The organism is Pelagimonas phthalicica, from assembly GCF_004364805.1.
Taxonomy (GTDB): domain Bacteria; phylum Pseudomonadota; class Alphaproteobacteria; order Rhodobacterales; family Rhodobacteraceae; genus Pelagimonas; species Pelagimonas phthalicica.
This window is the reverse complement of sequence record NZ_SOAP01000001.1, coordinates 457,088-481,557: the sequence shown is the minus strand read 5'-3', so window position 1 is coordinate 481,557 and position 24,470 is coordinate 457,088. Positions and strand designations below refer to the sequence as shown.

Genomic DNA, 24,470 nt, shown 5'->3' with positions numbered 1-24,470 from the left:
GCGTTTTTGATCGGGCATTCTGACCCCTGCATCTGTGGGGGCAGACATGACATTGAAATCCTTAACTATTTTCGCCGTTTTGACCGCTGGATTCGGAATCGCATCCGCTCCGGCCATGGCTCAGAGCAATACCGGCAAGGTTCCGGTCAATTTTCCACCGGCCTCTTTTTCCGGCAAACAGTTCGTTGATAATAACGGATGTGTCTTTGTGCGGGCCGGGTTTGACGGGGCTGTGACTTGGGTGCCGCGCGTGTCGCGTCAACGCAAACAGGTCTGTGGTCAAAAGCCGACTTTTGGCGGTTCGGCGACAGCGGCGGCCCCGGCGGCCAAACCTGCCCAGGCCCCTGTTCAAATCACTGTGCCTACCCCACAACCGGCCCCAAAACCCCAGCCGCGCGCGGCCAATGTCCGGGTTGCGAAACCACAAGGCACGCCATTGCGTGTGGCGACCCCGCGCGCCGTTCTGGCCCCGGCCCCCAAGCCAAAACCGCAGGTGCAGGTCCGGGCCAAGCCCAAGCCGATGCCAAAACCGCAGCAGATTGTGCGTCGCCCGGCCTCGAAACCCGTTGCCGCACAGCCGCCGCGCGTTGTGCGTCAGGTGCCCCGCGCCGCAGCGCCAGCCGTCAAACCGACCGGTCGCGCAGTCACGACACCGAGCTACAGCCCCTGCCGCAATGGTCAGAGCACCAAGACCGTTGGCAGGCACACCGTCACCGTGCGTTGCGGGCCTCAAACAGCGCCGCATGTCACCGTGATCCGCCGCGGCGAAGCCCCTGGACCCGGCAAAAAGGTCTATCACAACCGTGGTTGGCAGGGCAGCCAGTTGCACCTGCCGGGGAACACCCGCATCGTGCCGCGTCACGTCTATGAAAAGCGTGACAATTCCATCGCTTATGTCCCTGCGGGCTATCGCCCGGCTTGGGATGATGACCGCCTGAACCCGTATCGCGCCTATCAAACCGTGGATGGCTATCGCCAGACACAGCAGGTCTGGACAAACACCGTGCCGCGTATCGCGGTGAACCAGGCGCGTCGCCACAAGCTCAAAGAGCCGGTGATCGCCTATCACGCGTCCTCGGCGACGACCCGAGCCCCGTATATCTCTGCGCAGAACAGCGCCGTGATCTCCACCCGCTCGTCTCCAGTCAAGGCAACCAGCGCAGCGCGTTACGTTGAAATCGGCGTGTTCACCACCACGGCCAAGGCGCAGGCAGCGGCCAGCCGTTTGGGCCAAACCGGTCTGCCGGTGAAAATGGGCTATTACCGCAAGGATGGGCAGCCGATGCAGCGCGTGATGGTCGGCCCGTTTGGGTCCGCCGATCAGGTCAATCTGGCGCTGAACAAGGTGCGCGCGGTCGGCTATACCCGAGCCTACACACGTTAAAAGCTTCGATTTCTGAGAATGTGGCCCGTCGGTTATCCAATCGGCGGGCTTTCTTATTCGCAGATGCTTTGCAGCCGCAACCATTCCCCGTCGCTCAGCACATCCGCCCCCTCAGCCCCCGCCATGGGATCACCTTCGATCAGGGGCAACGTGCTTTCTCCGGTGAGGTCCTTGGCATAGGCATAGGCGCTGCTGCTCAGCGCGGCGCGCTGAAAGGCGGCCAAGGTGGCGTCAATTGCCGGAGGCGAGTCAGCTTCGGTCAAAAGATCCTCGGCGTAGGCCTTGAGCGTGTCATCTGGCACCTGGCCTGTGGTCACCAGTTTGAGGCTGGTCATCAAGCTGGTCTGGGCCAGCATCTGCGCCAAGGGATCAGTTTCGGCGGCCTTGACATCCTCAACCAGCGCGTAGCCTGCGGGCACGCTGGGGTCTTCAAAGTCCTCGATGATGGATTTGTTCAACACCACGATACCACCGGGCAAATGCGCGCTTTGCACCACGCCGCCGGGCACAACAATGATGGAATCCGCACGCTCTGGACCCAGCACATGGCGGGCGAGTTTTTGCAGGGCAGGGCGGGCCTCAGGCGTCAGGCAGGGCTGGCCGGTGACGCGGGTCATGTGTTTCAACAGGCCAATGCCGATTTCGGCGCGTTTGACCGGCGGCACCACCTTGGCCGTGTAGGCGCGCAGGGCATCGGGCAGCCACAGTACCGTGCCCGCCACCAAGCCGAGCACCAGGGCCGTGCCAAGTACGAGACGTAACTTGCCGGGATGTGGGCGGCGGCGTTCGATGGCTTTGAGCAAACGGTCTATGCCGTTGATCATCTCATCTTCGCCCTCACCCAGTTCCAGCGTTTCGCCGGGGTCGCCATCGGGGTGATAGATTGCCGGTATGGCTGTGCCGTTTGACCGCACGACCGCCGCCAATGACCAGTGTGCGAGGACCCGACCGGGCACATCGGTTATGGTCAATGTGGCATCGCCCAGCGACACGACCACTTCGCGACGCTGTTCTGCGGTGTTGGGGCGCCATAATCCGGTCGCCTCGAGCCGTTCAAATTCCTTGAGTGCGGTCATTGGGGTGCTCTTGGGCTGCTCTGCCTCTGTTATGGCAAAGCCTAACACGGTCGCGGCGGCGGGGCAATCTGCGCGGTGCTGGACAGGGCCGCGGGCGGGTCGTAAAGCCTGTTTGTCGAAATGACTCAAAGGTGTCGCAATGATCCCCAGCGTTTTGTCCATCGCAGGCTCTGACCCGTCCGGCGGGGCGGGCATTCAGGCCGATATCAAGGCGATTTGTGCCAATGGCGGCTATGCCATGGCGGTGGTGACGGCATTGACCGTGCAAAACACGCAAGGCGTTGCGGATGTCGCGCCGGTCGCTCCGGATTTGGTGAAACGTCAGATCGAGGCGATCTCGTCCGATATGCGGGTCGACGCGATCAAGATCGGCATGTTGGGCCATGTCGATGTGGTCAAAGTGGTGGCCGCCTGTTTGGAAGGCATCTCGGTGCCGGTGGTTCTGGATCCTGTCCTAGCGTCGACATCTGGGGCACCGTTGCTGGACGGGGCAGGGCGCGCAGCGTTGCTGGAGATGTTGCTGCCACGGGTGTCCATCGTCACGCCAAACTTGCCCGAGGTGGCGGTTTTGTTGGGCTGTGGCGCGGCGCAGAATCGCGAAGAGATGTGCAAACAGGCAGAGGCGTTGCGGGCATATGGGCCGGATGTCTTGCTCAAGGGTGGGCATTTGCCCGGTGGGGTCTGTGCCGATTTGCTGGTCAGCCGGGACGCGTCACAGTGGTATGAAGCAAAACGGGTTTCCGGGCGCAATTCCCATGGGACGGGCTGTACGTTGTCTTCGGCCTTGGCCTGCCAATTGGCGGCGGGGGAGCCGCTTACACGGGCTGTGCAGGCTGCGAAGGATTACACGCTGCAGGCCTTGATAGCCGGTCAAACCCTGAACCTTGGCACTGGTAAAGGCCCGTTGAATCACTTTTTTGCAATGCGAGATCGAGGCGTTTGATTTTATTGGCCCCAGTCCCGTCGAATCCGCTGCGTTGCAGCGTTTTGAGAAAATGTTGAGTCGCACATTCCTTGCCACGCTTCGCGATCTCAGGCCATTTGCGATCCGTTTGTCTCAACTATGTCTTTAAACGCTTCAGGCGACCTTGGATTCTGATGTGCCCTCTTCCTTGCGCACGATATTGCCATCCTCATCGCGGAAACTGCTGATCAACCCGTTCAGCGCCTCGGCGCTGTCGCTGAGCATTTGGGTAGTCGCGGCGGCCTCTTGCGAGGCAGAGGCATTGGCCTGAATGACGCGGTCCAATTCGGAAATTGCGGTGTTGATCTGCTCGGACCCTATGCGCTGTTCCTGCGTCGCAGCCGAGATTTCCTGAACCAGATCGGCGGTGCGCTGAATTTCCGGCACCAAGGTATCCAGCTCTTCACCTGCCTTGCTTGATTTCTCGGCGGTGGATTTGGACAGGGCGACAATTTCATCCGCGGCCACCTGGCTGCGCTCTGCGAGGCGGCGCACTTCGGCGGCGACAATGGCAAATCCGCGCCCATGGGTTCCTGCGCGCGCGGCCTCAACTGCGGCGTTCAACGCCAAAAGATCGGTCTGGCGGGCGATTTCCTGAATGATGTTGATCTTTTCCGCGATGGTTTTCATCGCATCTACCGCATCCTGAACAATGGCCGAGGAATTGCGCGCCTGTTCCAGGGAATGCACCGCGATCTTTTCGGTTTGTGCGGCATTGTCAGCGCTTTGGCGGATATTGGCGGTCATCTGTTCCATCGAGGCGCTGGCCTCTTGTGCGGCGGCTGCCTGCTGCGTCGCCCCTTCGCTGACTTTTGAGACAGCGTCGCCCAGTTCCGTGCAGCCGGTTAGAACATTGTCCGAATTGACGCTGACCTGCCCCAATAGCCGATCAAGTGATTCATATTCTTCCGAGATATTGCGGACAAAGGCGGCATAGCCCCAGCTTTTGCCAATCCGCATTTTCGAAAGAGCCAAAGACACCGACACTTCGGTGCCGTCCTTGCGTACCAATTGCAAATCCCGGCTGGAGCCGACAATTGTATCGCGTTCCGTCGTCCGATTTTTCTCTAAATAACCGTCATGACGCGATTGATGTTCGACCGGGACGAGCATTTTGACATTATTGCCCAGCACCTCTTCGGCGGAATAACCCCATAGGTTTTCAGCTGCGCGATTGAAAAAAACCACCCGGTTGTCGGTATCAATAACGACCACGGAATCAATTGCGTTTTCCAATGTCGCCATCGCCATAGAGGCGGGCAATGTTGGTTTCTTTGAGGGTCCTTTCAGAATGCGCATTTTTTATAGCCCTTCAGTCAAGCGTAAACCGTCGAATTCCAGTTACTTTATGTGGCCTGCCTTTCAAGGAGGTTAATAGGGCCGCGAAAAAGTTAAAGGTGATTTGCAAATAGATATTTTGTTTATTGCGCGATTGATAATTTATTCGCAACATCATTGGACGACACGGCAAAAGTCGACATATCCAAGCACAGGTATTCGACATTTGATGATGTGAATTTGTAAGGATTAAACTCTGGCCCGCCCTGATAGCGTTTCAGGATCTTGGACGAGGCCCCCTGGCTGCCCAGATACCGCGCGCCCCATCCGGTGAACAGTCGCGCATGGATCGGGCCGCATGTCAGGATCTCGATGTCATTATGATGGGTATCCTTGCTGATCTCCAGAAAGCGTTTGGTTAAAAACGCGCGCTCCCCCTCGAGAAGTTGCAGAAAATAACCATTGTCGAAAATCATCATGCCGGTGATGTAATTTTTGGAATTCAGCCGGTTAGAGGTTTCAATGATATTGGTCAGGAGGTCCCGATCAATATCGGTGGCTGTTGAGGCGTAAATCAATCGGTAAAGTCCCATTGGGTCACCTTTCGCTTCTAAAAGAAAATGTCATCCAGGTCGTCGCTGTCTTCGGCGGTGTCAGCAGCCGCGCCTTGCAGGGCGTCATCTGGGTAAAGCTCGGCATGGACGGCGCGTTCTTCATCCATGGTATAAAGCGCCCAGCACTGGCTCAGCTTGCCTTGGTCGGGGGGGGCTGTGACCTCGGGCATGTCCTGCGCGGACAAGTCCAACAGGGCGGTGCCAACAGCATCCACAGCTGACATGGAATGATGAACCGCCTCAACCATGGCGATCAGCGATTCAGCGCAATCCAGCGCTGTCTGGCTGAGGCTGTTGATCTGATCCAACCGATCTTCGCTGTCCTTGCCAATGCTTGCGTGTTGGGAAATGGCCGAAGACAAGTCTTCGCTCGCTTTGGTGAGAGATTCTCGGGCGTCATCGCGCGAGCTCATGATGCCGTTCAAGCTTTTCCTGCACTTGGCCACATCAGCCAGACAATCGGTTGCGGTTTGGCGCACCTCAGAGGCCAGAACCGCCAATGGGGCGCCTTTGTCCCCGTTTCGGGCCGCCAATAAGAGGGAGTTGACTGAGGCCATGGAGAGCCGTTCCGCCGCATCCAGCAATTGGCTGAATTTTTCGCCAGCATCTTGAGTTGCTTGAGAAATTTCCGTTGCATCGCGATGTACGGCCTCGAGAACGGCGTCAACCTGCACGACCTCATTGGAGACCATTGTCAACAACTCGTCCCGCCGTTTCATCGCTTCGGAGATCAGGGCAGCAATTTCTCCTTCGGAAAACAAGGCAGCCCCATCGCGCCCCAAATCGGCCATGGCGCGCATGGTATCGCGCACTTCGCCGGAGATATCGGCGATGTCACGGGTGCAATCCGCCGCTTGGGCCTTGGCGATCCGGGTGATATGCGGATCATCCATCTCTAACAAAAAAGCAATGTGATCAAGGCGTTGCGCGAGACGGTCGGAAAACTGCATCGCGCTGACAAAGCTTTTCAATTTGCTTTTGCCGCTTTGGACCAGCCTGTCGGCGCGGGTCGAAATTTGTTCAGCGGCGCGGGCCTCTTCCTGGCTCAACTGGTCCAGCACAGCGCGCCCTTCGGCAAGTTTTGGGGGCAGGGCCCCCATGGCATCTGACGCGCTGTCGCAGCTGGCATGCATGCGATCATAGCCTTCGACCAGGCCGTCCAGCCCGCCATCAACATGGGTCGAGGCCGATCTGATCAAGGCGGCTGTTTGATGCAATTCCGTTAAATATCGATCGATTTTTGTCACGCCCAAAGACCCGGCGGTGGTGCGCGTCAATGTGGCAATCGCCGCCAGATTGCGCCCCTGTCCCGATATTTTTTGCAGCACCGTTCGCCCATCGGACATTTGGCGCGTGGTTTCGGACTTTTGCAACGACCCGGAGAATGACCTGAGCTCTTCCCCCATACGATCCACTTTGTCCTGAAGGTTGGACAGCAGATTGTCAACCGCATTGCGTGAGGCAACCAGTTCTGCAAACTCATTGAGCTGCTTGGTAATTTCCGAATGCAGCGTGCGAATTTTCGACAAATCATCCGTCACGGAACCGAATGCGGACACGGCATCTTGCGCCAAAACACGGGCTGATTGCCTGTCTGGCGATGTCTCCTGATTTGAAACTTGTACCTGCATAATCACACTCCCACGTGTTCAGGAACTAAGCGCAGCATGGAATAAACAAGGGGTAAATGGCTTATTGGAAAAAGTTGAAAAGTCTAAAGGTCGGGAAACGAAAGTTTAATTCTTTGCCCGTTTAGTGATGCCGAACGCCGCAATTCAAAAATGGGGCAATTGTTATGAGCGAATTCATTATACCGGCAGATTTGGATGTCGGAATGGCGAGCAAAGTTCATTCGGACCTGTCTGGATGGGTTGGCTCAATAGATGCTGGGCAATCGGCGGAGTTGGAGCTTTCTGAGCCCATGCCCACACAGATTTCTTTGCAACTTCTTATTGCCGGTGCCCGGGCCTTGCAGGGCAAGGATGTGACCCTGTCATTCGGGGAACATGCGGCGGCAACAATGGCAGCTGAAACAAAGGCTGAAGGACAATAGAACATGACGAAAACCGTTTTGACAGTGGATGATAGCAAGGCCGTGCGCGACATGGTCACCTTCACGCTAGAGCCTGAAGGTTATCAGGTGGTGGCGGCTGAAAACGGCCAGGATGGGCTGGATAAACTGCGCGCCGCCCGCCCGAATCTGGTGATCACCGATTTGAATATGCCGGTCATGAACGGGTTGGATTTCATCACCCACGCGCGCTCCGACCCGGCGGGCAGCGGCATTCCAATTGTCATGCTGACCACGGAATCCGCGCCTGAGATGAAGGCCAAGGGCAAGGCCGCTGGCGCAACCGGCTGGATCAACAAGCCGTTTGATGCCGACAAATTGGTTGCTGTAACCAAGAAATTGCTGGGGTAGGATCATGCTAGAGCAAGCTGTCGCCGCCTTTATCCAAGAAGCACATGAGATTCTTTCCGAGCTCGAAGATCAGATTCTCGGCCTTGAAGGGCAACCTGACCAAGCCACGATTGACGCAATTTTCCGTGGGTTACACACGGTCAAAGGCTCTGGGTCGATGTTTGGTTACACGCAGCTGGCCGCCTTTACCCACCATTTTGAAAACGCGTTTGAGCAGGTGCGCTCTGGCACATTGCCAATCAATCGTGACCTCATTGATTTGTCCTTGGCAGCGCGCGACCGGATGGAGGAGTTTTTAGAGCTCGGCGGAGATGGCGCTGATGCCGAAACCTTGCTGAAATCACCGGAAACCGTTGCCTTGATTGACAAAATCAAGGCGATGACCGGCTCTGGCGACGCGAACCCGTCGCACAGTGCTCGGGTTTCGACGGTGGAACCGGGGCAGATGCAGACATTTGGCATTCGCTTTTCTCCGCTCAAGGATGCTCTGCGCAATGGCATGCGCCCGGATCTCTTGATGACGGAATTAGAGGAATTGGGGCAGGTCGAGGTTCAGTTCTCTGCCAATGAGCTGCCCGACCTCAAAATTCTGGACCCCTCCGATTCCTGGATCACATGGTCTGCCAAATTGACCACAGATAAGGGGCTGGCGGCTGTCCAGGATGTCTTTATCTTTGCAGATGATGCCGATTTGGACATCTGGGAGGTCGAAGAAACGGATGAGGTTGCCGTATCGCCGGACGCCGCGGTCGAGAAACCTGAAGCCGTTGAAAAGCAGGAAAAACCACAGCCAGCGGGCAAGCAGGAGAGCATTCGCATCGCTTCCTCCAAGCTGGATGGTATGATGGATTCCATTGGCGAGCTTGTCATTGCGCAGGCCCGATTGGATGCCGTTTCGGAAGACATTTCCAACCCCGCCCTGCACGCAGTTGTCGAAGAGGTGGAGCGTCTGGTTCTCAGCCTGCGCGACGTCACCTTGGCCATTCGCATGCTTCCTATCGAAAACGTTTTCGGAAAATTCCGGCGCGTGGTGCGTGACCTCTCCTCCGAGCTTGGCAAAGATGTGCGTCTGATCACCAGCGGTGGCGAAACCGAAGTTGATAAAAATGTCATTGATCGCTTGGGGGACCCGCTGGTTCACATGATCCGCAACTCGATTGACCACGGGATCGAAACTGCCGAGATTCGCAAACAGGCTGGTAAACCGGCCCAGGGCACCGTCAGCCTGTCCGCGCGTCAGGAAGGCGGCGAAATCCTCATCCTGATCGAAGACAATGGCGGTGGTCTCAACCGCGATAAAATCCGCGAACGGGCGGTCAAAAACGGTTTGATTGCCGAGGACGCGGATCTGAGCGAACGCGAGCTTTATGCCCTTATTTTCGAACCCGGGTTTTCCACGGCCGAAACCGTTTCCTCGGTTTCAGGGCGGGGTGTTGGCATGGATGCTGTGCGCACCACCATTGACGGGTTGGGCGGTAATATCGATGTCGAATCCGCCCTGGGCCAGGGCACCCGTATCACACTGCGGCTCCCCGTGACGATGGCCATCATTGACGGATTGCGCGTAAGGCTCGGACAATCGGTGTTTGTTATCCCGCTCTCCTCGGTTGAGGAATGCGTCGAAATGGATGAGGACGAGACCAAGCGCACCAGTGGCCGCTCGGTCCTGCAGATCCGTGAACAAGTCGTGCCCTATCTGACATTGGACACCCTGTTCAACATGCCGAAATCCGGCGAAACAAACCGCCGCGTCGTCGTTGTGCGGGTGGATGGTCAGCGCATTGGTCTGGTTGTCGATGACATTCTCGGCCAGGGCCAAACCGTGGTCAAAAGCCTGAGCCCCTATCACCGCGAACTGCCCGGATTGGGCGGTGCAACCATCCTAAGCGATGGGCGCGTGGCGCTGATCATGGATGTCGCAACCCTGGTGCGTTGGGCCCAAAGCCAAGCGGCAGATATTCAAAAGGTGGCCTGAGATGACAGATCTTTCTGAAATGACCGATGGCAATATCCTGTTGGTGTTCCGGCTGGAGGGCGAGGCCTTTGGCGTCTCGGTCTCCTATGTGCACGAGATTTTGGATCGTGAACGGCCAACCATGGTGCCCAATGCGGATGCGTTTTCACCCGGGCTGATCAATGTGCGCGGCTCGGTTGTGCCGCTTGTTGATGTCCGCTTGCGCCTTGGGATGGGGCCCGCACAAGCCACTGAAAACGCGCGCATGATCGTGCTGGAACATGAAATCAAAGACGTGAAAACAAAGCTGGCCTTTGAAGCTGATGCTGTTGAGGAAGTGTTCGAGGTCAATATGTCCGACGTGGAGCCGGTTCCAGAACTCGGGGCGAGCTGGCCGCAGGTTTACCTGTTGGGCGCAATTCGCCGCGAGGATGAACTGATCATCCTTCTCGACCCAGATACATTATTTTCCCCAAATCCGTCATTCGCCGCTGCGTAAGGAGCAGATCAGATGCGTTTCTCGATCAAGTCTAAGTTAATTGCAGGTTTTTCCATCATCCTTTTGCTGGTTGCTGTCCTATCATTGGTGGCTGTCAGCCGGTTCAATCAATTCAACTCAGCGCTGCACCATATTGTTGATATCACAGCAGAAAAAGTGCGCCTGGCCACAGCGATGGAAACGGAGTTCTACGCGTTATACGCCACGCAGAACGGTGTTTTCCTTGCCACCACCGGTGAAGAAGTTGAGGCGGTGCAAAAAGAGCTTGAGGAGCATTTCCACCTGCTGACCTCCCTGAAAAAGGAATTTGCAGCCATCGCGGAAATTGACCACCGCGAAGAGGATCTGAGCGCGCTGAACAGTCTGGAAGAGACCTTTGCCCCCTATCTTGCATTGGAAAAGAGCATTACCAAAAAGATCAAGAGCAGCCTTTCCAAGCAGAAACTTGGTTTTGGCGACGATGCGACCGCCCTGCGCGCAGAGGCGCTCGAACTGATGAACAAAGAAGGCGCGGGTATTCTGTCGGGCAGCAAGGCGCTTTTGCATGAAATCCTGGTCCGCAATCTTGAGATCATGGAAGCGGAAAAGGCGCAAACCAACAATCTCTATGATCAATCGACCGTTTTGATTTTGGCGACATCCTCGATTGCTGTTTTGGTTGGGATTTTTGCGGCGGTCTGGATGGCGACCGTGATCCCGAATGGCATTCGCCGCGCAGTCGAAATTGCTGACAAGGTGGCCAATGGGGATCCGTCGGTGGATTGTCGGCCAAGGTCCAAGGATGAAATCGGTGACTTGCTGATTGCGCTCGGGCGCATGAATGAGGCGCTGTTGCGAATGTCGAAGAGCGCGGATGAAATCGCCAAAGGGGATTTGACGATCTCGATCCAGGAGCGCTCGGACGTTGATCAGCTTGGGCTATCCCTGCGTCATATGTTGGAAAAACAACGCGATGTATTGGGCAAAGTCACTGTTAACGCCGAAAGTGTCGATAGCGGTGCCAAGTCACTCAGTAGAACCGCTGCGGATCTCAGCGATGGTTCGGTGCAGCAATCGTCAGCTGCCGAAGAGGCCAGCGCCGCGATGGAACAGATGAGCGCCAATATCCGTCAATCTTCCGAGAATGCGTCACAGACGGAAACCATTGCGGCGCAAGCCAGCGAAGAGGCAATCCAAAGTGGCGAAGCGGTCAGCGAAGCGGTGGCTGCGATGAAATCCATCGCCGAGAAAATCACCATTATTCAAGAGATTGCGCGACAAACAGACCTGCTTGCCTTGAACGCCGCGGTTGAGGCTGCCCGTGCAGGTACGCATGGCAAAGGCTTCGCTGTCGTTGCCTCGGAAGTGCGCAAATTGGCGGAGCGTAGCCAGTTGGCAGCCTCGGAAATTGGCGTCCTGTCCAAGAAGACCCTGCAGGTCAGCGAAACCGCCGGTCAAAAACTCGAAACTCTGGTGCCCTCCATCCGACGCACATCGGATTTGGTGGGCGAAATCTCGGCCGCCATGCGCGAGCAGAATATCGGGGCCGAGCAAATCAACCAGTCGATTCAGCAGCTCGATAAGGTCATTCAAAAGAACGCTTCGCTTGCGGGCGAGGCGGCCTCGGTCGGGCAGACCCTGACCAAACAATCCGGGCAGTTGCGCGATATCATCGAGTTTTACAAACTCGATTTGCCGGGCAATGCCACCAAACGCAGCGCGCCACCGGAGCGAGTTGCCAGCGAAAAAACCGCAAAACCAGCGGCGCGCGCCGAAGCGAAACCTGCAAAACCGGTCGAGACCCGCGAGGTGCAGGCGCAGGACAAGCCGGAGGTTGGCAAGGACGGGTTTGATCTTGACCTCTGGGCCGAAGAAATCCCCGATAGCGAATTTGAACCCATCCCGCGTGCCTCCTGATCGCTTTTGATGAGAATGGAATGACTATGCACAATTTTGCCTTGGCAGATATGGAAACCGAGGCTGATCCAGAGACTGAGGATCAGCCCCCCACCGTTTTGACCTTTTCGATCGGGTCGCAGCTCTTTGCTGTCGATGTGCATTGCGTGCGCGAAATCCTCGACATGACGGAGATTGGTGCGCTTCCCAATGCGCCGCATGATGTGTTGGGCATGATTGATCTGCGCGGGCAGGGGATTGCCATCGTTGATCTTGCGGGCAAAATCGGTGCGCATCTGCAGGATCCTTCGGCAGCGCGGATTATCGTTTTCGAGTTTTCGGCACATACTGGATCTGAGGAAACCACCTCGTTGGGGATCATGGCGGATCGGGTTTTGCGGGTGCAGGAAATTGATGCGGCCCAGATCGAACCGGTGCCCGACACCATGTCCGGATGGAATTGCGACGTGGCTGAAGGGATGCTGCGCAGCGATGAGGGGATCGCCATGTTACTGCGTATCCAGGACATCCTCGCGGGTAGTCAACCGCGCGGACCTTTTGACTTTTCTGACAGGTAAACAATGATTTTTAACGGGTCTCTGGTTCACCCACCCTTGTCCAAGGAACTGGCAGGTCTGATCGTATCGAAAGCCGAACAAGTGTCCGGCATTCGGGTGGATTCTGCCAAAACAGATTTTGTGCGCTTGCGCGTTGCCGGGCGTTTGGCGGCGCTTGGGCTGGATGATTTTGAAAGCTACAACCTGTATCTTTCCAACGATGCCACCGGCAAGGAGCTCAAGAAATTGGTTGAGGCCTTGGCCACTCATACCACCAGTTTCTTTCGTGAAAGGCGCCATTACGATTGGATGTCGCGCGATGGGTTGGATGAGATCTATTCAAAGCGCCCAAATCACTGCATCACGGTCTGGAGCGCGGCGGCTTCGCTTGGGGCAGAGCTTTATACCGCTGGGATGGTGTTGTCCGAATATCAGGACAGGCAGAACATGCCGCTGAACTGGAGCTTGATCGGCACGGATATTTCCGACCGTATCCTGAAACGCGCCATATCGGCCACCTACAGCGAGGAAGAGATCGACGGCATGGATGAGGCCCGCCTGTCGCGGTTTTTCCTGCGCTCCAAACACAAAAAAGATCCATCTCAACGCCCGCTTTACCGTTTGGTGCCAGAATTACGGAACAAGGCGCATTTTCGGCAGGCTAATTTGCAAAACGCTAACGGTTTGGATGGAATCAAGGCCGATATCGCCTTTCTGCGCAATGTTCTGATCTATTTTGAGCCCGCAAAGCAAAAACAGGTTGTTCAGAATGTTGTCAGCCGCATTCGCCCCGGTGGCTTTTTGTTGACCGGACATTCTGAAACTGTGTCCCTCGCCGGGAAGCTCGAACAGATTAAGCCAACAATCTACCGACGGATTTGACATGTGTGCCCAAATTCCTGCCCCCCCTTACAAAGTGCTCGTGGTTGATGACAGTGCCGTGGTCAGGCAGTCCATGCAGGCAATCCTTGATGCAGACCCGCAGTTGCAAGTGATCGGAACGGCCTCTGATCCGGTGCACGCCGCTGATATCATTCGCAAACAAGTGCCCGATGTCATTACCCTGGATGTGGAAATGCCGCGCATGGATGGCATCACCTTTTTGCGTCGCCTGAATGCGCAGCACCCGGTGCCGGTAGTCATGTGTTCGTCTCTGGTGAATGACCAGTCCGAGACACTTTTGCAGGCCTTGGATGCGGGGGCGGTTGATATTGTTTGCAAACCGCAACTGGGGGTGCGCGAATTCTTGCAGGATAGTTGCACCATGTTGTGTGACACGGTTAAGGCGGCAGCTGTCGCCAAGGTCGGCGCGCGTCGCCGCTCGCGGGTCACGCAAAAACTTTCGGCGGATGCGGTCTTGCCTCCGCCCAATCACAAATCCATGGCGCGCACGACTGAGACGGTGATCGCCATTGGGGCCTCGACCGGCGGGACAGAGGCGTTGCGCAATTTTCTCGAACAATTGCCACCCGATTGTCCGCCGGTCATCATCGTGCAGCACATGCCTGGCGGCTTTACCAAGGCCTTTGCCGAGCGGCTGAACGGAAGCTGCCGGATCACGGTCAAAGAGGCGGAAAATGGTGACAGCATGCTGACCGGGCATGCTTTGATCGCGCCGGGCAGTTTGCACACCTTGTTAACCCGCAGCGGGGCCAATTACGCGGTTGAGGTGCGCGATGGCCCATTGGTCTCGCGTCACCGTCCGTCGGTGGATGTGCTTTTCCGCTCTGTTGCGCAGACAGCTGGTAAAAACGCCATTGGCGTGATCATGACCGGTATGGGCGATGACGGGGCCAAGGGCATGTTGGAAATGCGTCAGGCCGGGGCACGCACCCTGGGCCAGGATGAGGCGACATGCATCGTTTATGGTATGCCGAGGGAGGCGATGAAGGCTGGAGCGGTCGAAAAAGAATACCCCCTGGAGCGCTTGCCACAGGCCGTTTTGACACTGGCGAAAAATCGCAACTAAATGGCTGCCCCATGTGCGTCGTGGGGATATCCATCCGAAAAACCACTTCACGCGCGGTTCTGAAAAGGTATACTTTTCAAAACCATGAAGGTGAGTGCGTCGCTCTCTTTTATAGTAATTTTAAACATAAATTATTTTTACTTGAAATAAATAATTTCGCCTCCTAAGCTTCATTGAAACCCAAAACGGTCTCGACACATCCGCGGATGCAATCGGGATCAAAGCGTGATCGCACGGGCCGCATCCATCGGCCCGAAGTTGAGGAAAAGGCCGCTCGGCTTAACCGCAATTTCAATGCGACAGGCGTTAATGAAAGGGGAGTGATGGTGCCAAAACAGCGACCCACAGACTGCGGCTTGATATGGCGACAGCCGTGGCATGATCGCGACGCACAGCAGCGCTGCCTGCCAACCTGTCACCTGGGGGATATCGTTGATGCAGGATAGCGCCGGGTCAGTGTCCAAGGATCGGTTGCGCCTGTGGCTCAGGTTGCTCAAATCCTCCCGCCTGATCGAGGCGCAGTTGCGCGAACGCTTTCGCAGTGAATTTGCCTCAACCCTACCGCGTTTTGATGTGATGGCGGCGCTGTCCCAGCATCCCGGGGGCCTTAAGATGAGCGCTTTGTCAGGCGTGTTGCGGGTCTCAAACGGCAATGTCACCGGCATCATTGACCGGCTGACCAATGAGGGGTTGGTAGAGCGGTTTTCGGTCCCGGGTGATCGGCGCGCGGCGCTGGTGCGCCTGACAGCCGCCGGTGAAACCGAATTCACAGACCAGGCCGCGCAACACGAAGCCTGGGTCAACAGCTTGCTCGGCGTGATTTCACAGGGCGAAGTCAACGCGCTGACCGAAAAGATGGACAGCCTTGTCTCGGCATTGATCGAACAGGAGGATCGGGCAGACGGCTAAATGAACCAATTGGTAAAAGAGTGTTGACCGCGCGCGTTTTGCATTGATCATTGCATCGCAAGATCCGCGTCAAGCGATCAGTAGAACACCAGACAATCGAACCCGCCCAAGGCCCCGCCAGAGCGCCAAGCGGACCAACATGGAGAAAGACAGAATGAAACTCAAAGCACTTGCATTGGCCAGCTGCATGGCCGCGCTCGCAGCCCCGGCAATGGCCGAAGGGGTCAAGGTCGGCATGATCACCACGCTGTCAGGCGGCGGTGCCGGGCTGGGGATTGATGTGCGCGACGGCTTCATGCTGGCGGTGAACCAGGCGGATCGCAAGGATATCGAGGTGGTGATCGAAGATGATCAGCGCAAGCCTGATATCGCCGTGCAACTGGCGGATAAGATGATCCAATCGGAAAAGGTCGACGTGCTGACCGGTATCATCTGGTCCAACCTCGCCATGGCCGTGGTGCCGGCTGCGGTGGCGCAGGGCAAGTTCTACCTCTCGCCCAATGCCGGGCCTTCGCAACTGGCAGGCAAGGGCTGTAACCCGAATTACTTCAACGTCGCCTGGCAGAATGACAACCTGCACGAGGCCGGTGGGGCCTATGCCAACACGGCGGGTTACAAGAATTCCTTTATCCTCGCGCCCAATTATCCGGCGGGGCAGGACGCGCTGACCGGTTACAAACGCATGTATGAGGGCGAGCTGGCCGGTGAGCTCTTCACCAAGCTCGGCCAGACCGATTACGCCTCGGAGATTGCGCAGATCCGCGCCTCGGGGGCCGACAGCGTCTATTTCTTCCTGCCCGGCGGCATGGGGATTTCCTTCCTCAAGCAATATGCCGATAGCGGGTTGGACATTCCTGTTGTCGGCCCGGCTTTCTCCTTTGATCAGGGGATCTTGCAGGCGGTTGGCGACGCGGCGATGGGGGTTGTGAACACCTCGCAATGGAACAAGGATATCGACAATCCGACCAATGCGCAGTTTGTCAAAACCTTCCAAGAGGCCTATGGCCGCTTGCCTTCGCTCTATGCCTCGCAGGGGTTTGACACTGCCAACCTGTTGATGAGCGCCATGGATGTGGCCGATATCAACGATGCCGTTGCCTTCCGCGCGGCCCTGCAAGCAGCGGATTTTGACAGCACACGCGGCGCGTTCAAATTCGGCTCCAACAATCACCCGGTGCAAGATATCTTTGTGCGTGAAGTCATCAAAGAGGGTGACGTCTTCACCAACAAGATCATCGGCACCGCACTGAGCGGGCATGGCGATGTCTATGCGGCTGACTGCAAATTCTGATCTTTGAAAATGCACGATCCGGGCGCGATGGTGCCCGGATCTGACAAAACGGATCTCCACACATGTCTATGATATTATTGGCTGAGCAGGTTTTGAACGGCCTGCAGCTTGGCGTGATGCTTTTTGTCATGGCCGCTGGTCTGACGCTGGTTTTCGGGGTGATGGGGTTGATCAATCTCGCCCATGGTTCGCTCTTTATGATCGGAGCCTTTGCCGCAGCGGCGGTGGCGGGCGCGACCGGGTCTTTCCTGCTGGCCTTGGCGGCGGCGCTGGCGGCCTCGGCGGCGGTGGGCGCGTTGGTCGAGGTGGTGGTGATCCGGAGGCTTTATAACCGTGACCATCTGGACCAGGTGCTGGCGACCTTTGCGCTGATCCTGATCTTTTCCGAAGGCACGCGCTGGCTCTTTGGCTCTTTTCCTTTGTTCCTCAACATCCCGCCCTATCTGGCTGGACCGGTGAGCTTGCCGGGGGGGATCGAATATCCGATGTATCGCCTGACGCTGATCGCCGTGGGCTTGCTGATCGCGCTGGGCCTGTTCCTGCTGATCTCGCGCACCCGGCTTGGCATCCAGATCCGCGCCGGTGAGAATGATCGCGAGATGATCGCAGCGCTCGGCGTCGACATCTCGCGCCTCTACACCATCGTCTTTGCCATCGGGGCCGGCTTGGCCGGGCTGGCTGGCGCGTTGGTTGGGGCCATCCAATCTGTACAAGTCGGCATGGGCGAACCGGTCTTGATCCTGGCCTTTGTGGTCATCGTGATCGGCGGCATCGGCTCGATCAAGGGCGCGCTGATCGCCGCACTTTTGGTTGGCCTGACCGACACATTGGGCGGCGTGCTGCTGCCCGCCTTGTTCAAACAGTTCATGGAGGCTTCGGCGGCGACATCTGTCGGCTCATCGCTGGCCTCCATGGCGATTTACATCCTCATGGCCGTGGTGCTGATCTGGCGCCCAACCGGCTTGTTCGGAGCGCGGGGCTGATGATCACCATGACACGCGAAACCCTGTTTAATCTCGCCATGATGGCGGCGCTGATCTTGTTCCCGCTTTGGGCTTGGCTGGCCGATGAACCCTTTATGATCACCCTCGCAACCAAAGCGGTGATCCTGGCGCTGGCGGGGGTTGGCCTGAATATCGCGTTGGGGCTGGGCGGGCTGGTCAGCCTAGGCCATGCGGCGTTTTTCGGGATTGGTGGCTATGCCATGGGCATCCTCGCCAGCCATGCCCAGAATTACACCCCGCTGATCGAGACCCCGTTCCTGATCGAGGGCACCAAATCCATGCCGGTGATCTGGTTGGTCGCGGTGATCTGCTCGGGCCTGGCGGCGCTGGCGATTGGCGCGCTGTCTTTGCGCACTTCGGGCGTTTATTTCATCATGATCACGCTGGCCTTTGGGCAGATGCTGTTTTTCTTCACCATCTCCTGGCCCGCCTATGGTGGCGAGGACGGGCTGTCGATCTATGTGCGCAATGGCTTTCCAGGGCTGAACACGCTGGATCCGATCCAATTCTATGGCATCTGTTTTGCCCTTCTGGCGCTGGTGCTGTTCTTTGCGGCGCGACTGGCGCGCTCGCCCTTCGGGTTGGCGCTGAACGCGGCGCGGCAAACGGCAGAACGGGTCGAGACTGTGGGGATTTCACCCTATAAACTGCGCCTGACGGCCTTTGTGGTCTCTGGCATGATCACCGGCTTGGCGGGCGCGCTCTTTGCCGATCTCAACCGCTTTATCAGCCCGACCATGTTCAGCTGGCAAACCAGTGGCGAGATCATGATTTTTGTGATCATCGGCGGGGTGGCGCGGCTGTTTGGCCCGGTTGTTGGCGCGGTGATCTTTATCGCGCTCGAACATCTGCTGGGCGGGTTGTCGGATTATTGGCACATCTATCTCGGCGTGCTGCTGCTGCTAATCGTGCTCTTTGCGCGCGGAGGTGTGATTGGCACGTTGACCGGACGGGAGGTGGCGCATGACTGATCCCATGATGACTGACCCAGTTCTCGAAACCCGCGGCATTTCCAAAACTTTCGGGGCGCTTCAGGCCAGCAAAGACATTTCTCTGACGCTCATGCCGGGTGAGATCCACGCCTTGATCGGCCCCAATGGCGCGGGCAAATCCACTTTGATCAAGCAGATCGCCGGGGGCCTGCGCCCCGATGCCGGGCAGGTGTTTTTGCAAGGGCGCGAGGTGACGGGGCTCGACACGCCCGCGCGGGCACGGTTGGGGCTGGGGCGCACCTTTCAGATCTCGGCGCTCGCCATGGAAGATACCGTGCTGCAAAACGCCGTGCTTGGCGCGCTTGGGGCCAGCGGTCGCCCGTTTCGGTTCTGGCGCGCGGCTTTGGGGGACAAAGATCTGCGCGCCCGCGCACAGGACGCCTTGGAACGGGTCGGGTTGCAAGAGCACGCCGCCACCCGCACCGCCGAGCTCTCCCATGGTCAGCGCCGCCAGCTTGAGGTCGCCGTGGCGCTGACCCTACGCCCCAAGGCCTTTGTCATGGACGAACCCATGGCGGGTCTGGGCACCGGTGGATCGCTGCGCTTGACCGGCTTTCTTGACGGGTTACGCGCCGAGGCCCCGATCCTGTTGGTGGAGCATGATATGGACGCGGTCTTTGCCCTGGCGGATCGCATTTCGGTGCTCGTCTATGGCGAGGTGATCGCCACCGGCACCGTGGAGGAAATCCGCGCCAATCCCGATGTGCGCAGCGCCTATCTGGGGGATGAGGCATGAGCTTTCTGACGCTTGAAAACATCACCGCCTCCTATGGCGCGACGCAGGCCTTGTTTGGCGTTTCGCTCAGCCTGGGCGAGGGCGAAGTGCTGGCCCTGATGGGGCGCAATGGCATGGGGAAATCCACCACGGTCAAGGTGATCTGCGGGCTTTTGCCGCCCAGCGGCGGGCAAATCCGCTTGTCGGGCCAGGATCTGGCCCGCCTCGCAGCCCACCGTGTCGCGCGTCTTGGGGTGGGGCTTGTGCCTGAGGGGCGGCGCTGTTTTGCTTCGCTCTCTGTGGCGGAAAACCTGATCGCCGCTGCGCGCCCCGGCCCCTGGGACGAGGCCAAGGTGGCGGCGCTTTTCCCGCGTCTGCAAGAGCGCCGCGATCAGGCCGCATCCTCGCTATCCGGGGGGGAACAACAGATGCTCGCCATTGGCCGCGCCCTTATGACCAACCCGAAATTGCTGATCCTCGATGAGGCCACCGAAGGGCTGGCCCCCATCGTACGCCAAGAAATCTGGACCGCCATTGCCAAGCTCAAAAGCGAAACCGGCATGGCGCTGCTGGTGGTGGACAAGTCCTTGAAAGAATTGAGCCAAGTGGCAGACCGCGCCGTGATCCTGCAACGGGGGCAAGATGTCTGGACCGGCGGCATGGCAGATCTGGACGAAGCCGTGACCACGCAATATCTGGGGGTTTGAGCGAGAATACAGGTGGCAGTCCGGGCAAAAATCCTTGAAGATACGTTTGGGTCCCTCACTGGCCTGAGCGGGCATCAAGACTGAAAAGGAAGAGGCAATGACCTGTCTGTTTGTGCAAATCCAATGCCGCCCGGGCACGACCTATAAGGTTGCCGATGACATCGCCCTGCGCGAATTTCATTCCGAGCTTTATTCCACCAGCGGCAATTATGACCTGCTGATGAAGCTCTATGTGCCCGAGGGGGAAGATGTCGGGCGCTATATCAATGATCGCTTGCTGGACATTGACGGGATCGAACGCACCTATACGACCCAGACGTTTAAGGCGTTTTGAACCAAGCGGGGGGAGGGGCGCTGCCCCTCTTGGCCTTTGGCCAATTCACCCCGGGATATTTTTGGCCCAAAGAAACCAAGGGTCAGGATGCATTGATTTGGCGTCACTGGTTCGTCTGACTTAGCCCCTGAGCTGCGCCCTTTGGTTGGCCCCCCTTTGGGGAGACGGATGCAGGGATCGCTGCAAAGCAGCGGCTTTGACCGCTTGCAATTGACCCCGCTAGTTCCTGCGCGTCCAAAACCTGTGCTTTTTTGCTCTTCCTGCGCCAGTGACGCCAAATCAATGCATCCTGACCCTAGAGGGTGGGTCAGTTGCCGCGGAAGATGCGGCTTTCGCCGATCATTTCTTCGAGCGCGGTGATGCGGTCGGTGCTGGGGTGCAGGGCCTGGATGGCGGCGACCAGCGCCTCGATCAGGAAGTTGATCGAAAGCGTGCTGTCCCAGCTCGAGGGCACCTCGACCAGAGAGCGGAAGGTGTGGGCGGCGTATTTTTCGATCGGGCTGCCCCATTGGTCGGTGAAGAGCACGATATTGGCCCCTTGGCCCACCACCAGACTGGCGAGGCGTTCCAGTTCTTTCTCATAGCGGCGGATGTCAAAAACGATCAGCGTGGCGCGCTCATCCATATCCAGCAGGCTTTGTGGCCAAACGCTGGGTGAGCTGTCGAGCAGGTGCACATTGGGGCGGATGATCTGCAAGTGATTGAAAAAGTAATGCGCGTTTGAGCGGGTGATGCGCCCGCCCAGCACGTAAAGCGCCCGGTTTGGATCGGCCAGAGCGGCGGCGACGCGGTCAAATTCCTCGGGATCGAGACGGTCAATCGTGGCATTGATATTGCGCGACACGGCCAGGGCAAAGCGGCTGACAATATGGTCGCTATTGGCACTGCTGGGCTCTTCGAGCTTGGCCAGCGGTTCTTTCATCCGTGCGGCGATCTCTTCGCGAATGGCATTCTGGAAATCCGGGAAGCCTTCGAACCCCAGTTTGCGGGCCAGGCGAATGATGGTCGGCGTCGAGACTTCGGCGCTTTCGGCCAGTTTGGTCACCGATTGCAGCCCCGGCACCAGAGAATCATCCAACAAGACGGCGGTTAATCGCCTTTCGGCTCCGGTCAGTTCTGACTGTTTGTCCCGGATAAGATCCCCGACAAGGCGGGGTGCGCCTGGTTTTGTTGGTTTTTTATTCATCGACTTGGTTCTTGTAGTGATTGCTACAGAATTTTTCTTGACACAAGGGGTGCGGTTGTAGTGATTTTTACACAATGGAACGCAATGAACAACATTTAGATATGGCGGCTGATGTTTGGGGCTGGCCTGCGGCGGCAACCTATGGAGAGCCGGGGCAGGGCGCGTTTGTGCTGGTCTGTGAACACGCCTCCAGTTTTATCCCGCCCAATGCCGATGATCTCGGGCTGAGCCAAAAGGCGCGCCTGTCTCATGCGGCCTGGGATATTGGCGCGCTGGATGTGGCCATGCGCCTGTCGCAGCGTTTGCGCGCGCCTTTGGTGGCAGGGGCGGTGTCACGCCTGGTTTATGATTGCAACCGCCCGCTTGAGGCCCCGGATAACATCCCGGCCCGCAGCGAAATTTATGACGTGCCGGGCAATATCGACATTCCGCAGGAATGCCGTCAGGGCCGCTATGACCAGATCCATACACCGTTCCATGACACGGTGACCCGCGTTATGGACGCCGCGCCGAAAGACGCGGTTCTGGTCACCATTCACAGCTTTACCCCGGTCTATAACGGCGAAAAACGTGCGGTTGAGATCGGGTTTCTCAGCCATTCCGACCGCCGTCTGGCTCAGGCCTGCGTCACCCATGAGCGTGAACGGGGCCGGTTCCTGGCCGATTTGGACGAACCTTATTCTGCCAGTGATGGCGTCACTTACACACTGCAAAAACATGGCGATGCGCGGGGCATTGCCAATGTGATGATCGAAGTGAGGAATGATTTGATCGACACCACCATGAAGGCGCAGACCGTGGCGGATCATCTGGCGGGCACGCTGATCACCGCCAAACGCGCGCTCAGCGCCAGGGAGCAAGGCCAGTGAGCATCCTGCATAGGTTCATCAAACTGGTCGATGCCATCAATTACCGCGTCGGGCGCGTGTCCATGTATGGCATCTTTGCCATGATGGCGATCCTGCTCTGGTCTTCGATCTCCAAGACCTTTTTCAACCCCTCGCTCTGGACGCTGGAAATGGCACAATTTGCCATGGTCGCCTATTACATTCTGGGCGGGCCCTATTCGATCCAGATGGGATCAAACGTGCGTATGGATCTGCTCTATGGCGGTTGGTCGAACCGGCGCAAGGCGGCCATCGACGTGATCACCGTCTGTTTCCTGATCTTCTATCTGGGTGTGCTGCTTTGGGGCGGCATCGACAGCACGATCTATTCCTTCCAATACGGGGGCGAGCGCAGCCCAACCGCCTGGCGGCCCTATCTTTGGCCGATCAAGGTGATCATGTGCACGGGCATCACGCTCATGCTGCTGCAAGCCCTATCCGAACTTTGCAAAGACATTCTGCGCCTGCGCGGAGAGGAGATCCCTCGTGTCCTATGAGATGATTGCGATCTTCATGTTCGCCACGATGATGGCGATGCTGCTGACCGGGCAGCGGGTGTTTGGCGCGATTGGCTTTGTCGCTGTGATTGCTGCGCTGGCGCTTTGGGGCGACCGCGGCGGCTATGACATCGCGTTTTCATCAGCGATGAAGCTGATGAAATGGTATCCGCTGCTGACCCTGCCGATGTTCATTTTCATGGGCTATGTGCTGTCTGAGTCCAAGATTGCCGATGACCTTTACAAGATGTTCCATGTCTGGATGGGCGGCCTGCGCGGCGGGCTGGCCATTGGCACGATTGGCCTGATGGTGCTGATTTCCGCCATGAACGGGCTGTCCGTGGCAGGCATGGCAATTGGCGCGACGATTGCGCTGCCCGAGTTGTTGAAACGCAATTATGACAAGCGGATGGTGACCGGGGTGATCCAAGCGGGATCAAGCCTTGGCATCCTTGTGCCGCCTTCGGTCGTGCTGGTGCTTTATGCGATGATCGCACGTCAGCCGGTGGGGCAGCTTTGGCTGGCCGGAGTGGTTCCGGGCCTGATCATGGCGGCGATGTTCATCATCTATATCTACATTCGCTGTCGTCTAAACCCGTCGCTTGGCCCGGCCCTGACACCGGAAGAGCGCGCCATGCCTATGGGCGAAAAACTGGCCCTGCTGCGCGCTGGCCTGCTGCCGCTGGGGATTTTCGCCGCGATGATGGTGCCCTTCGTGAATGGCTGGACCTCGCTGGTCGAAAGCTCGGCCATCGGGGCGATCACTGCGTTTCTGGCGGCGGTGCTCAAGGGGCGTATGACCCGCGAGGTGTTCGAGACTTCGGTGCGCATGACCCTGGGCATTTCCTGCATGTTCATGTGGATCATCCTTGCCGCTCTGGCCTTTGGCGCGGTGTTTGACGGGCTGGGTGCCGTCAACGCGATCAAGAGCCTGTTTACCGAGCAGCTTGGCCTTGATCCTTGGGTGATCCTGATCCTGATGCAGCTCAGCTTTATCTTGATGGGCACCTTTCTGGATGACACAGCGATGCTGGTTATCGTTGCCCCGCTCTATGTGCCGCTGGTCAAGGCGTTGGGCTTTGATCTGATCTGGTACGGCGTGCTCTACACGATCACCACCCAGATTGCCTATATGACGCCGCCCTTTGGCTATAACCTCTTCCTGATGCGCGCCATGGCCCCGCCCGAGATCACCCTGCGCGACATCTACGCCTCGATCCTGCCTTTCGTGATGGTAATGACCGCCGCCTTGGCCTTGATCATGAGCTTCCCGGAAATCGCCCTGTGGCTGCCCGGATATGTCTACGGAAATTAACAATAAGAACCCCGGGAAAACGGGGATAACCTTTCCAATTC

General features: G+C 57.7%; 25 protein-coding genes. 20 read left to right on the top strand and 5 right to left on the bottom strand.

Annotated elements, in window-relative coordinates:
- The first annotated feature begins 46 nt into the window (after nt 1-46).
- Nucleotides 47-1,384: an SPOR domain-containing protein gene (locus CLV87_RS02410; RefSeq protein WP_099243683.1), complete on the top strand. Its 1,338-nt coding sequence runs from the start codon at nt 47-49 to the stop codon at nt 1,382-1,384.
- 53 nt (nt 1,385-1,437) lie between these two features.
- Here the strand turns inward: CLV87_RS02410 and CLV87_RS02405 are convergent, their stop codons facing one another.
- A complete protein-coding gene (locus tag CLV87_RS02405) occupies nt 1,438-2,460 on the bottom strand; it encodes a hypothetical protein (protein WP_099244868.1) in 1,023 nt (340 codons plus the stop codon).
- 139 nt (nt 2,461-2,599) lie between these two features.
- On the opposite strand from CLV87_RS02405, the gene thiD reads away from it, so the two are divergent.
- A complete protein-coding gene (thiD, locus tag CLV87_RS02400) occupies nt 2,600-3,403 on the top strand; it encodes a bifunctional hydroxymethylpyrimidine kinase/phosphomethylpyrimidine kinase (RefSeq protein ID WP_099243685.1) in 804 nt (267 codons plus the stop codon).
- 135 nt (nt 3,404-3,538) lie between these two features.
- On the opposite strand, the gene CLV87_RS02395 is transcribed toward thiD, so the two are convergent.
- The 3 genes from CLV87_RS02395 to CLV87_RS02385 form a co-directional block, all read right to left on the bottom strand.
- On the bottom strand, nt 3,539-4,723 hold the full coding sequence (locus tag CLV87_RS02395) for a methyl-accepting chemotaxis protein (protein WP_133840666.1): 1,185 nt from the start codon (nt 4,721-4,723) through the stop codon (nt 3,539-3,541).
- A gap of 122 nt (nt 4,724-4,845) precedes the next feature.
- Nucleotides 4,846-5,295, bottom strand: coding sequence for a BLUF domain-containing protein (locus CLV87_RS02390; protein WP_099243687.1), 450 nt, complete (start codon nt 5,293-5,295; stop codon nt 4,846-4,848).
- Nucleotides 5,296-5,312: 17 nt separating this feature from the next.
- The gene (locus tag CLV87_RS02385) at nt 5,313-6,947 is read right to left on the bottom strand and encodes a methyl-accepting chemotaxis protein (protein WP_099243689.1); all 1,635 of its coding nucleotides are present in this window, start codon (nt 6,945-6,947) and stop codon (nt 5,313-5,315) included.
- A 164-nt stretch (nt 6,948-7,111) separates the two neighbouring features.
- Here CLV87_RS02385 and CLV87_RS02380 point away from each other — a divergent pair, with 164 nt between their 5' ends.
- The 15 genes from CLV87_RS02380 (at nt 7,112) to CLV87_RS02310 (ending at nt 20,544) form a co-directional block, all read left to right on the top strand.
- Nucleotides 7,112-7,369 carry a hypothetical protein gene (locus CLV87_RS02380; protein WP_099243691.1) on the top strand — a complete coding sequence of 86 codons (258 nt, stop codon included), beginning with the start codon at nt 7,112-7,114 and terminating at the stop codon, nt 7,367-7,369.
- A 3-nt stretch (nt 7,370-7,372) separates the two neighbouring features.
- On the top strand, nt 7,373-7,738 hold the full coding sequence (locus CLV87_RS02375) for a response regulator (protein WP_099243693.1): 366 nt from the start codon (nt 7,373-7,375) through the stop codon (nt 7,736-7,738).
- Between the two features lie 4 nt (nt 7,739-7,742).
- Complete coding sequence (locus CLV87_RS02370; protein WP_099243695.1) at nt 7,743-9,713, top strand: chemotaxis protein CheA; 1,971 nt, start codon at nt 7,743-7,745, stop codon at nt 9,711-9,713.
- Nucleotide 9,714: 1 nt separating this feature from the next.
- Complete coding sequence (locus CLV87_RS02365) at nt 9,715-10,191, top strand: chemotaxis protein CheW (protein ID WP_166652648.1); 477 nt, start codon at nt 9,715-9,717, stop codon at nt 10,189-10,191.
- 12 nt (nt 10,192-10,203) lie between these two features.
- Entirely contained in the window at nt 10,204-12,087 is a 1,884-nt protein-coding gene (locus CLV87_RS02360) for a methyl-accepting chemotaxis protein (RefSeq protein ID WP_099243699.1), read from the top strand.
- Nucleotides 12,088-12,107: 20 nt separating this feature from the next.
- Entirely contained in the window at nt 12,108-12,644 is a 537-nt protein-coding gene (locus CLV87_RS02355; RefSeq protein ID WP_099243701.1) for a chemotaxis protein CheW, read from the top strand.
- Nucleotides 12,645-12,647: 3 nt separating this feature from the next.
- Complete coding sequence (locus CLV87_RS02350; RefSeq protein WP_099243703.1) at nt 12,648-13,505, top strand: CheR family methyltransferase; 858 nt, start codon at nt 12,648-12,650, stop codon at nt 13,503-13,505.
- Nucleotide 13,506: 1 nt separating this feature from the next.
- Entirely contained in the window at nt 13,507-14,592 is a 1,086-nt protein-coding gene (locus tag CLV87_RS02345) for a protein-glutamate methylesterase/protein-glutamine glutaminase (protein WP_099243705.1), read from the top strand.
- Between the two features lie 435 nt (nt 14,593-15,027).
- Entirely contained in the window at nt 15,028-15,501 is a 474-nt protein-coding gene (locus CLV87_RS02340) for a MarR family winged helix-turn-helix transcriptional regulator (RefSeq protein ID WP_099244872.1), read from the top strand.
- A 154-nt stretch (nt 15,502-15,655) separates the two neighbouring features.
- On the top strand, nt 15,656-16,792 hold the full coding sequence (locus tag CLV87_RS02335) for an ABC transporter substrate-binding protein (protein WP_099243707.1): 1,137 nt from the start codon (nt 15,656-15,658) through the stop codon (nt 16,790-16,792).
- A gap of 62 nt (nt 16,793-16,854) precedes the next feature.
- Complete coding sequence (locus tag CLV87_RS02330; protein ID WP_099243709.1) at nt 16,855-17,775, top strand: branched-chain amino acid ABC transporter permease; 921 nt, start codon at nt 16,855-16,857, stop codon at nt 17,773-17,775.
- A gap of 8 nt (nt 17,776-17,783) precedes the next feature.
- Nucleotides 17,784-18,767 (top strand): branched-chain amino acid ABC transporter permease, encoded by a 984-nt coding sequence (locus CLV87_RS02325; RefSeq protein ID WP_099244874.1) that lies wholly within the window; start codon nt 17,784-17,786, stop codon nt 18,765-18,767.
- A 7-nt stretch (nt 18,768-18,774) separates the two neighbouring features.
- A complete protein-coding gene (locus tag CLV87_RS02320) occupies nt 18,775-19,524 on the top strand; it encodes an ABC transporter ATP-binding protein (protein WP_099244876.1) in 750 nt (249 codons plus the stop codon).
- Complete coding sequence (locus CLV87_RS02315; RefSeq protein WP_099243711.1) at nt 19,521-20,210, top strand: ABC transporter ATP-binding protein; 690 nt, start codon at nt 19,521-19,523, stop codon at nt 20,208-20,210. The genes CLV87_RS02320 and CLV87_RS02315 overlap by 4 nt, the downstream gene beginning before the upstream one ends.
- Before the next feature lie 97 nt (nt 20,211-20,307).
- Nucleotides 20,308-20,544 (top strand): Lrp/AsnC family transcriptional regulator, encoded by a 237-nt coding sequence (locus CLV87_RS02310; RefSeq protein ID WP_099243713.1) that lies wholly within the window; start codon nt 20,308-20,310, stop codon nt 20,542-20,544.
- 307 nt (nt 20,545-20,851) lie between these two features.
- Here the strand turns inward: CLV87_RS02310 and CLV87_RS02305 are convergent, their stop codons facing one another.
- The gene (locus tag CLV87_RS02305; RefSeq protein WP_099243715.1) at nt 20,852-21,730 is read right to left on the bottom strand and encodes a MurR/RpiR family transcriptional regulator; all 879 of its coding nucleotides are present in this window, start codon (nt 21,728-21,730) and stop codon (nt 20,852-20,854) included.
- 101 nt (nt 21,731-21,831) lie between these two features.
- Between CLV87_RS02305 and CLV87_RS02300 the strand changes: the two genes are divergently transcribed.
- Genes CLV87_RS02300 through CLV87_RS02290 form a run of 3 tightly spaced genes read left to right on the top strand, consistent with a single transcriptional unit; the run spans nt 21,832 to nt 24,429 of the window.
- Nucleotides 21,832-22,599 carry an N-formylglutamate amidohydrolase gene (locus CLV87_RS02300; RefSeq protein WP_099244878.1) on the top strand — a complete coding sequence of 256 codons (768 nt, stop codon included), beginning with the start codon at nt 21,832-21,834 and terminating at the stop codon, nt 22,597-22,599.
- Entirely contained in the window at nt 22,596-23,114 is a 519-nt protein-coding gene (locus tag CLV87_RS02295) for a TRAP transporter small permease subunit (protein ID WP_099243717.1), read from the top strand. Before CLV87_RS02300 ends, CLV87_RS02295 begins: the two co-directional genes overlap by 4 nt.
- Nucleotides 23,104-24,429, top strand: coding sequence for a TRAP transporter large permease (locus CLV87_RS02290; RefSeq protein ID WP_099243719.1), 1,326 nt, complete (start codon nt 23,104-23,106; stop codon nt 24,427-24,429). Before CLV87_RS02295 ends, CLV87_RS02290 begins: the two co-directional genes overlap by 11 nt.
- The last annotated feature ends 41 nt before the right edge of the window (nt 24,430-24,470 follow it).

Excerpts from the sequence above, each read along its gene's own strand:
- CLV87_RS02340 (WP_099244872.1), top strand. The coding sequence starts at position 15,028 with ATGCAGGATAGCGCCGGGTCAGTGTCCAAGGATCGGTTGCGCCTGTGG.
- CLV87_RS02350 (WP_099243703.1), top strand. The coding sequence starts at position 12,648 with ATGATTTTTAACGGGTCTCTGGTTCACCCACCCTTGTCCAAGGAACTG.
- CLV87_RS02345 (WP_099243705.1), top strand. The coding sequence starts at position 13,507 with ATGTGTGCCCAAATTCCTGCCCCCCCTTACAAAGTGCTCGTGGTTGAT.
- CLV87_RS02390 (WP_099243687.1), bottom strand. The coding sequence starts at position 5,295 with ATGGGACTTTACCGATTGATTTACGCCTCAACAGCCACCGATATTGAT.
- CLV87_RS02365 (WP_166652648.1), top strand. The coding sequence starts at position 9,715 with ATGACAGATCTTTCTGAAATGACCGATGGCAATATCCTGTTGGTGTTC.
- CLV87_RS02330 (WP_099243709.1), top strand. The coding sequence starts at position 16,855 with ATGTCTATGATATTATTGGCTGAGCAGGTTTTGAACGGCCTGCAGCTT.
- CLV87_RS02325 (WP_099244874.1), top strand. The coding sequence starts at position 17,784 with ATGACACGCGAAACCCTGTTTAATCTCGCCATGATGGCGGCGCTGATC.
- CLV87_RS02300 (WP_099244878.1), top strand. The coding sequence starts at position 21,832 with ATGGCGGCTGATGTTTGGGGCTGGCCTGCGGCGGCAACCTATGGAGAG.
- CLV87_RS02305 (WP_099243715.1), bottom strand. The coding sequence starts at position 21,730 with ATGAATAAAAAACCAACAAAACCAGGCGCACCCCGCCTTGTCGGGGAT.
- CLV87_RS02395 (WP_133840666.1), bottom strand. The coding sequence starts at position 4,723 with ATGCGCATTCTGAAAGGACCCTCAAAGAAACCAACATTGCCCGCCTCT.
- thiD (WP_099243685.1), top strand. The coding sequence starts at position 2,600 with ATGATCCCCAGCGTTTTGTCCATCGCAGGCTCTGACCCGTCCGGCGGG.
- CLV87_RS02410 (WP_099243683.1), top strand. The coding sequence starts at position 47 with ATGACATTGAAATCCTTAACTATTTTCGCCGTTTTGACCGCTGGATTC.
- CLV87_RS02380 (WP_099243691.1), top strand. The coding sequence starts at position 7,112 with ATGAGCGAATTCATTATACCGGCAGATTTGGATGTCGGAATGGCGAGC.
- CLV87_RS02310 (WP_099243713.1), top strand. The coding sequence starts at position 20,308 with ATGACCTGTCTGTTTGTGCAAATCCAATGCCGCCCGGGCACGACCTAT.
- CLV87_RS02315 (WP_099243711.1), top strand. The coding sequence starts at position 19,521 with ATGAGCTTTCTGACGCTTGAAAACATCACCGCCTCCTATGGCGCGACG.
- CLV87_RS02375 (WP_099243693.1), top strand. The coding sequence starts at position 7,373 with ATGACGAAAACCGTTTTGACAGTGGATGATAGCAAGGCCGTGCGCGAC.
- CLV87_RS02335 (WP_099243707.1), top strand. The coding sequence starts at position 15,656 with ATGAAACTCAAAGCACTTGCATTGGCCAGCTGCATGGCCGCGCTCGCA.
- CLV87_RS02360 (WP_099243699.1), top strand. The coding sequence starts at position 10,204 with ATGCGTTTCTCGATCAAGTCTAAGTTAATTGCAGGTTTTTCCATCATC.
- CLV87_RS02405 (WP_099244868.1), bottom strand. The coding sequence starts at position 2,460 with ATGACCGCACTCAAGGAATTTGAACGGCTCGAGGCGACCGGATTATGG.
- CLV87_RS02320 (WP_099244876.1), top strand. The coding sequence starts at position 18,775 with ATGACTGACCCAGTTCTCGAAACCCGCGGCATTTCCAAAACTTTCGGG.
- CLV87_RS02385 (WP_099243689.1), bottom strand. The coding sequence starts at position 6,947 with ATGCAGGTACAAGTTTCAAATCAGGAGACATCGCCAGACAGGCAATCA.
- CLV87_RS02370 (WP_099243695.1), top strand. The coding sequence starts at position 7,743 with ATGCTAGAGCAAGCTGTCGCCGCCTTTATCCAAGAAGCACATGAGATT.
- CLV87_RS02355 (WP_099243701.1), top strand. The coding sequence starts at position 12,108 with ATGACTATGCACAATTTTGCCTTGGCAGATATGGAAACCGAGGCTGAT.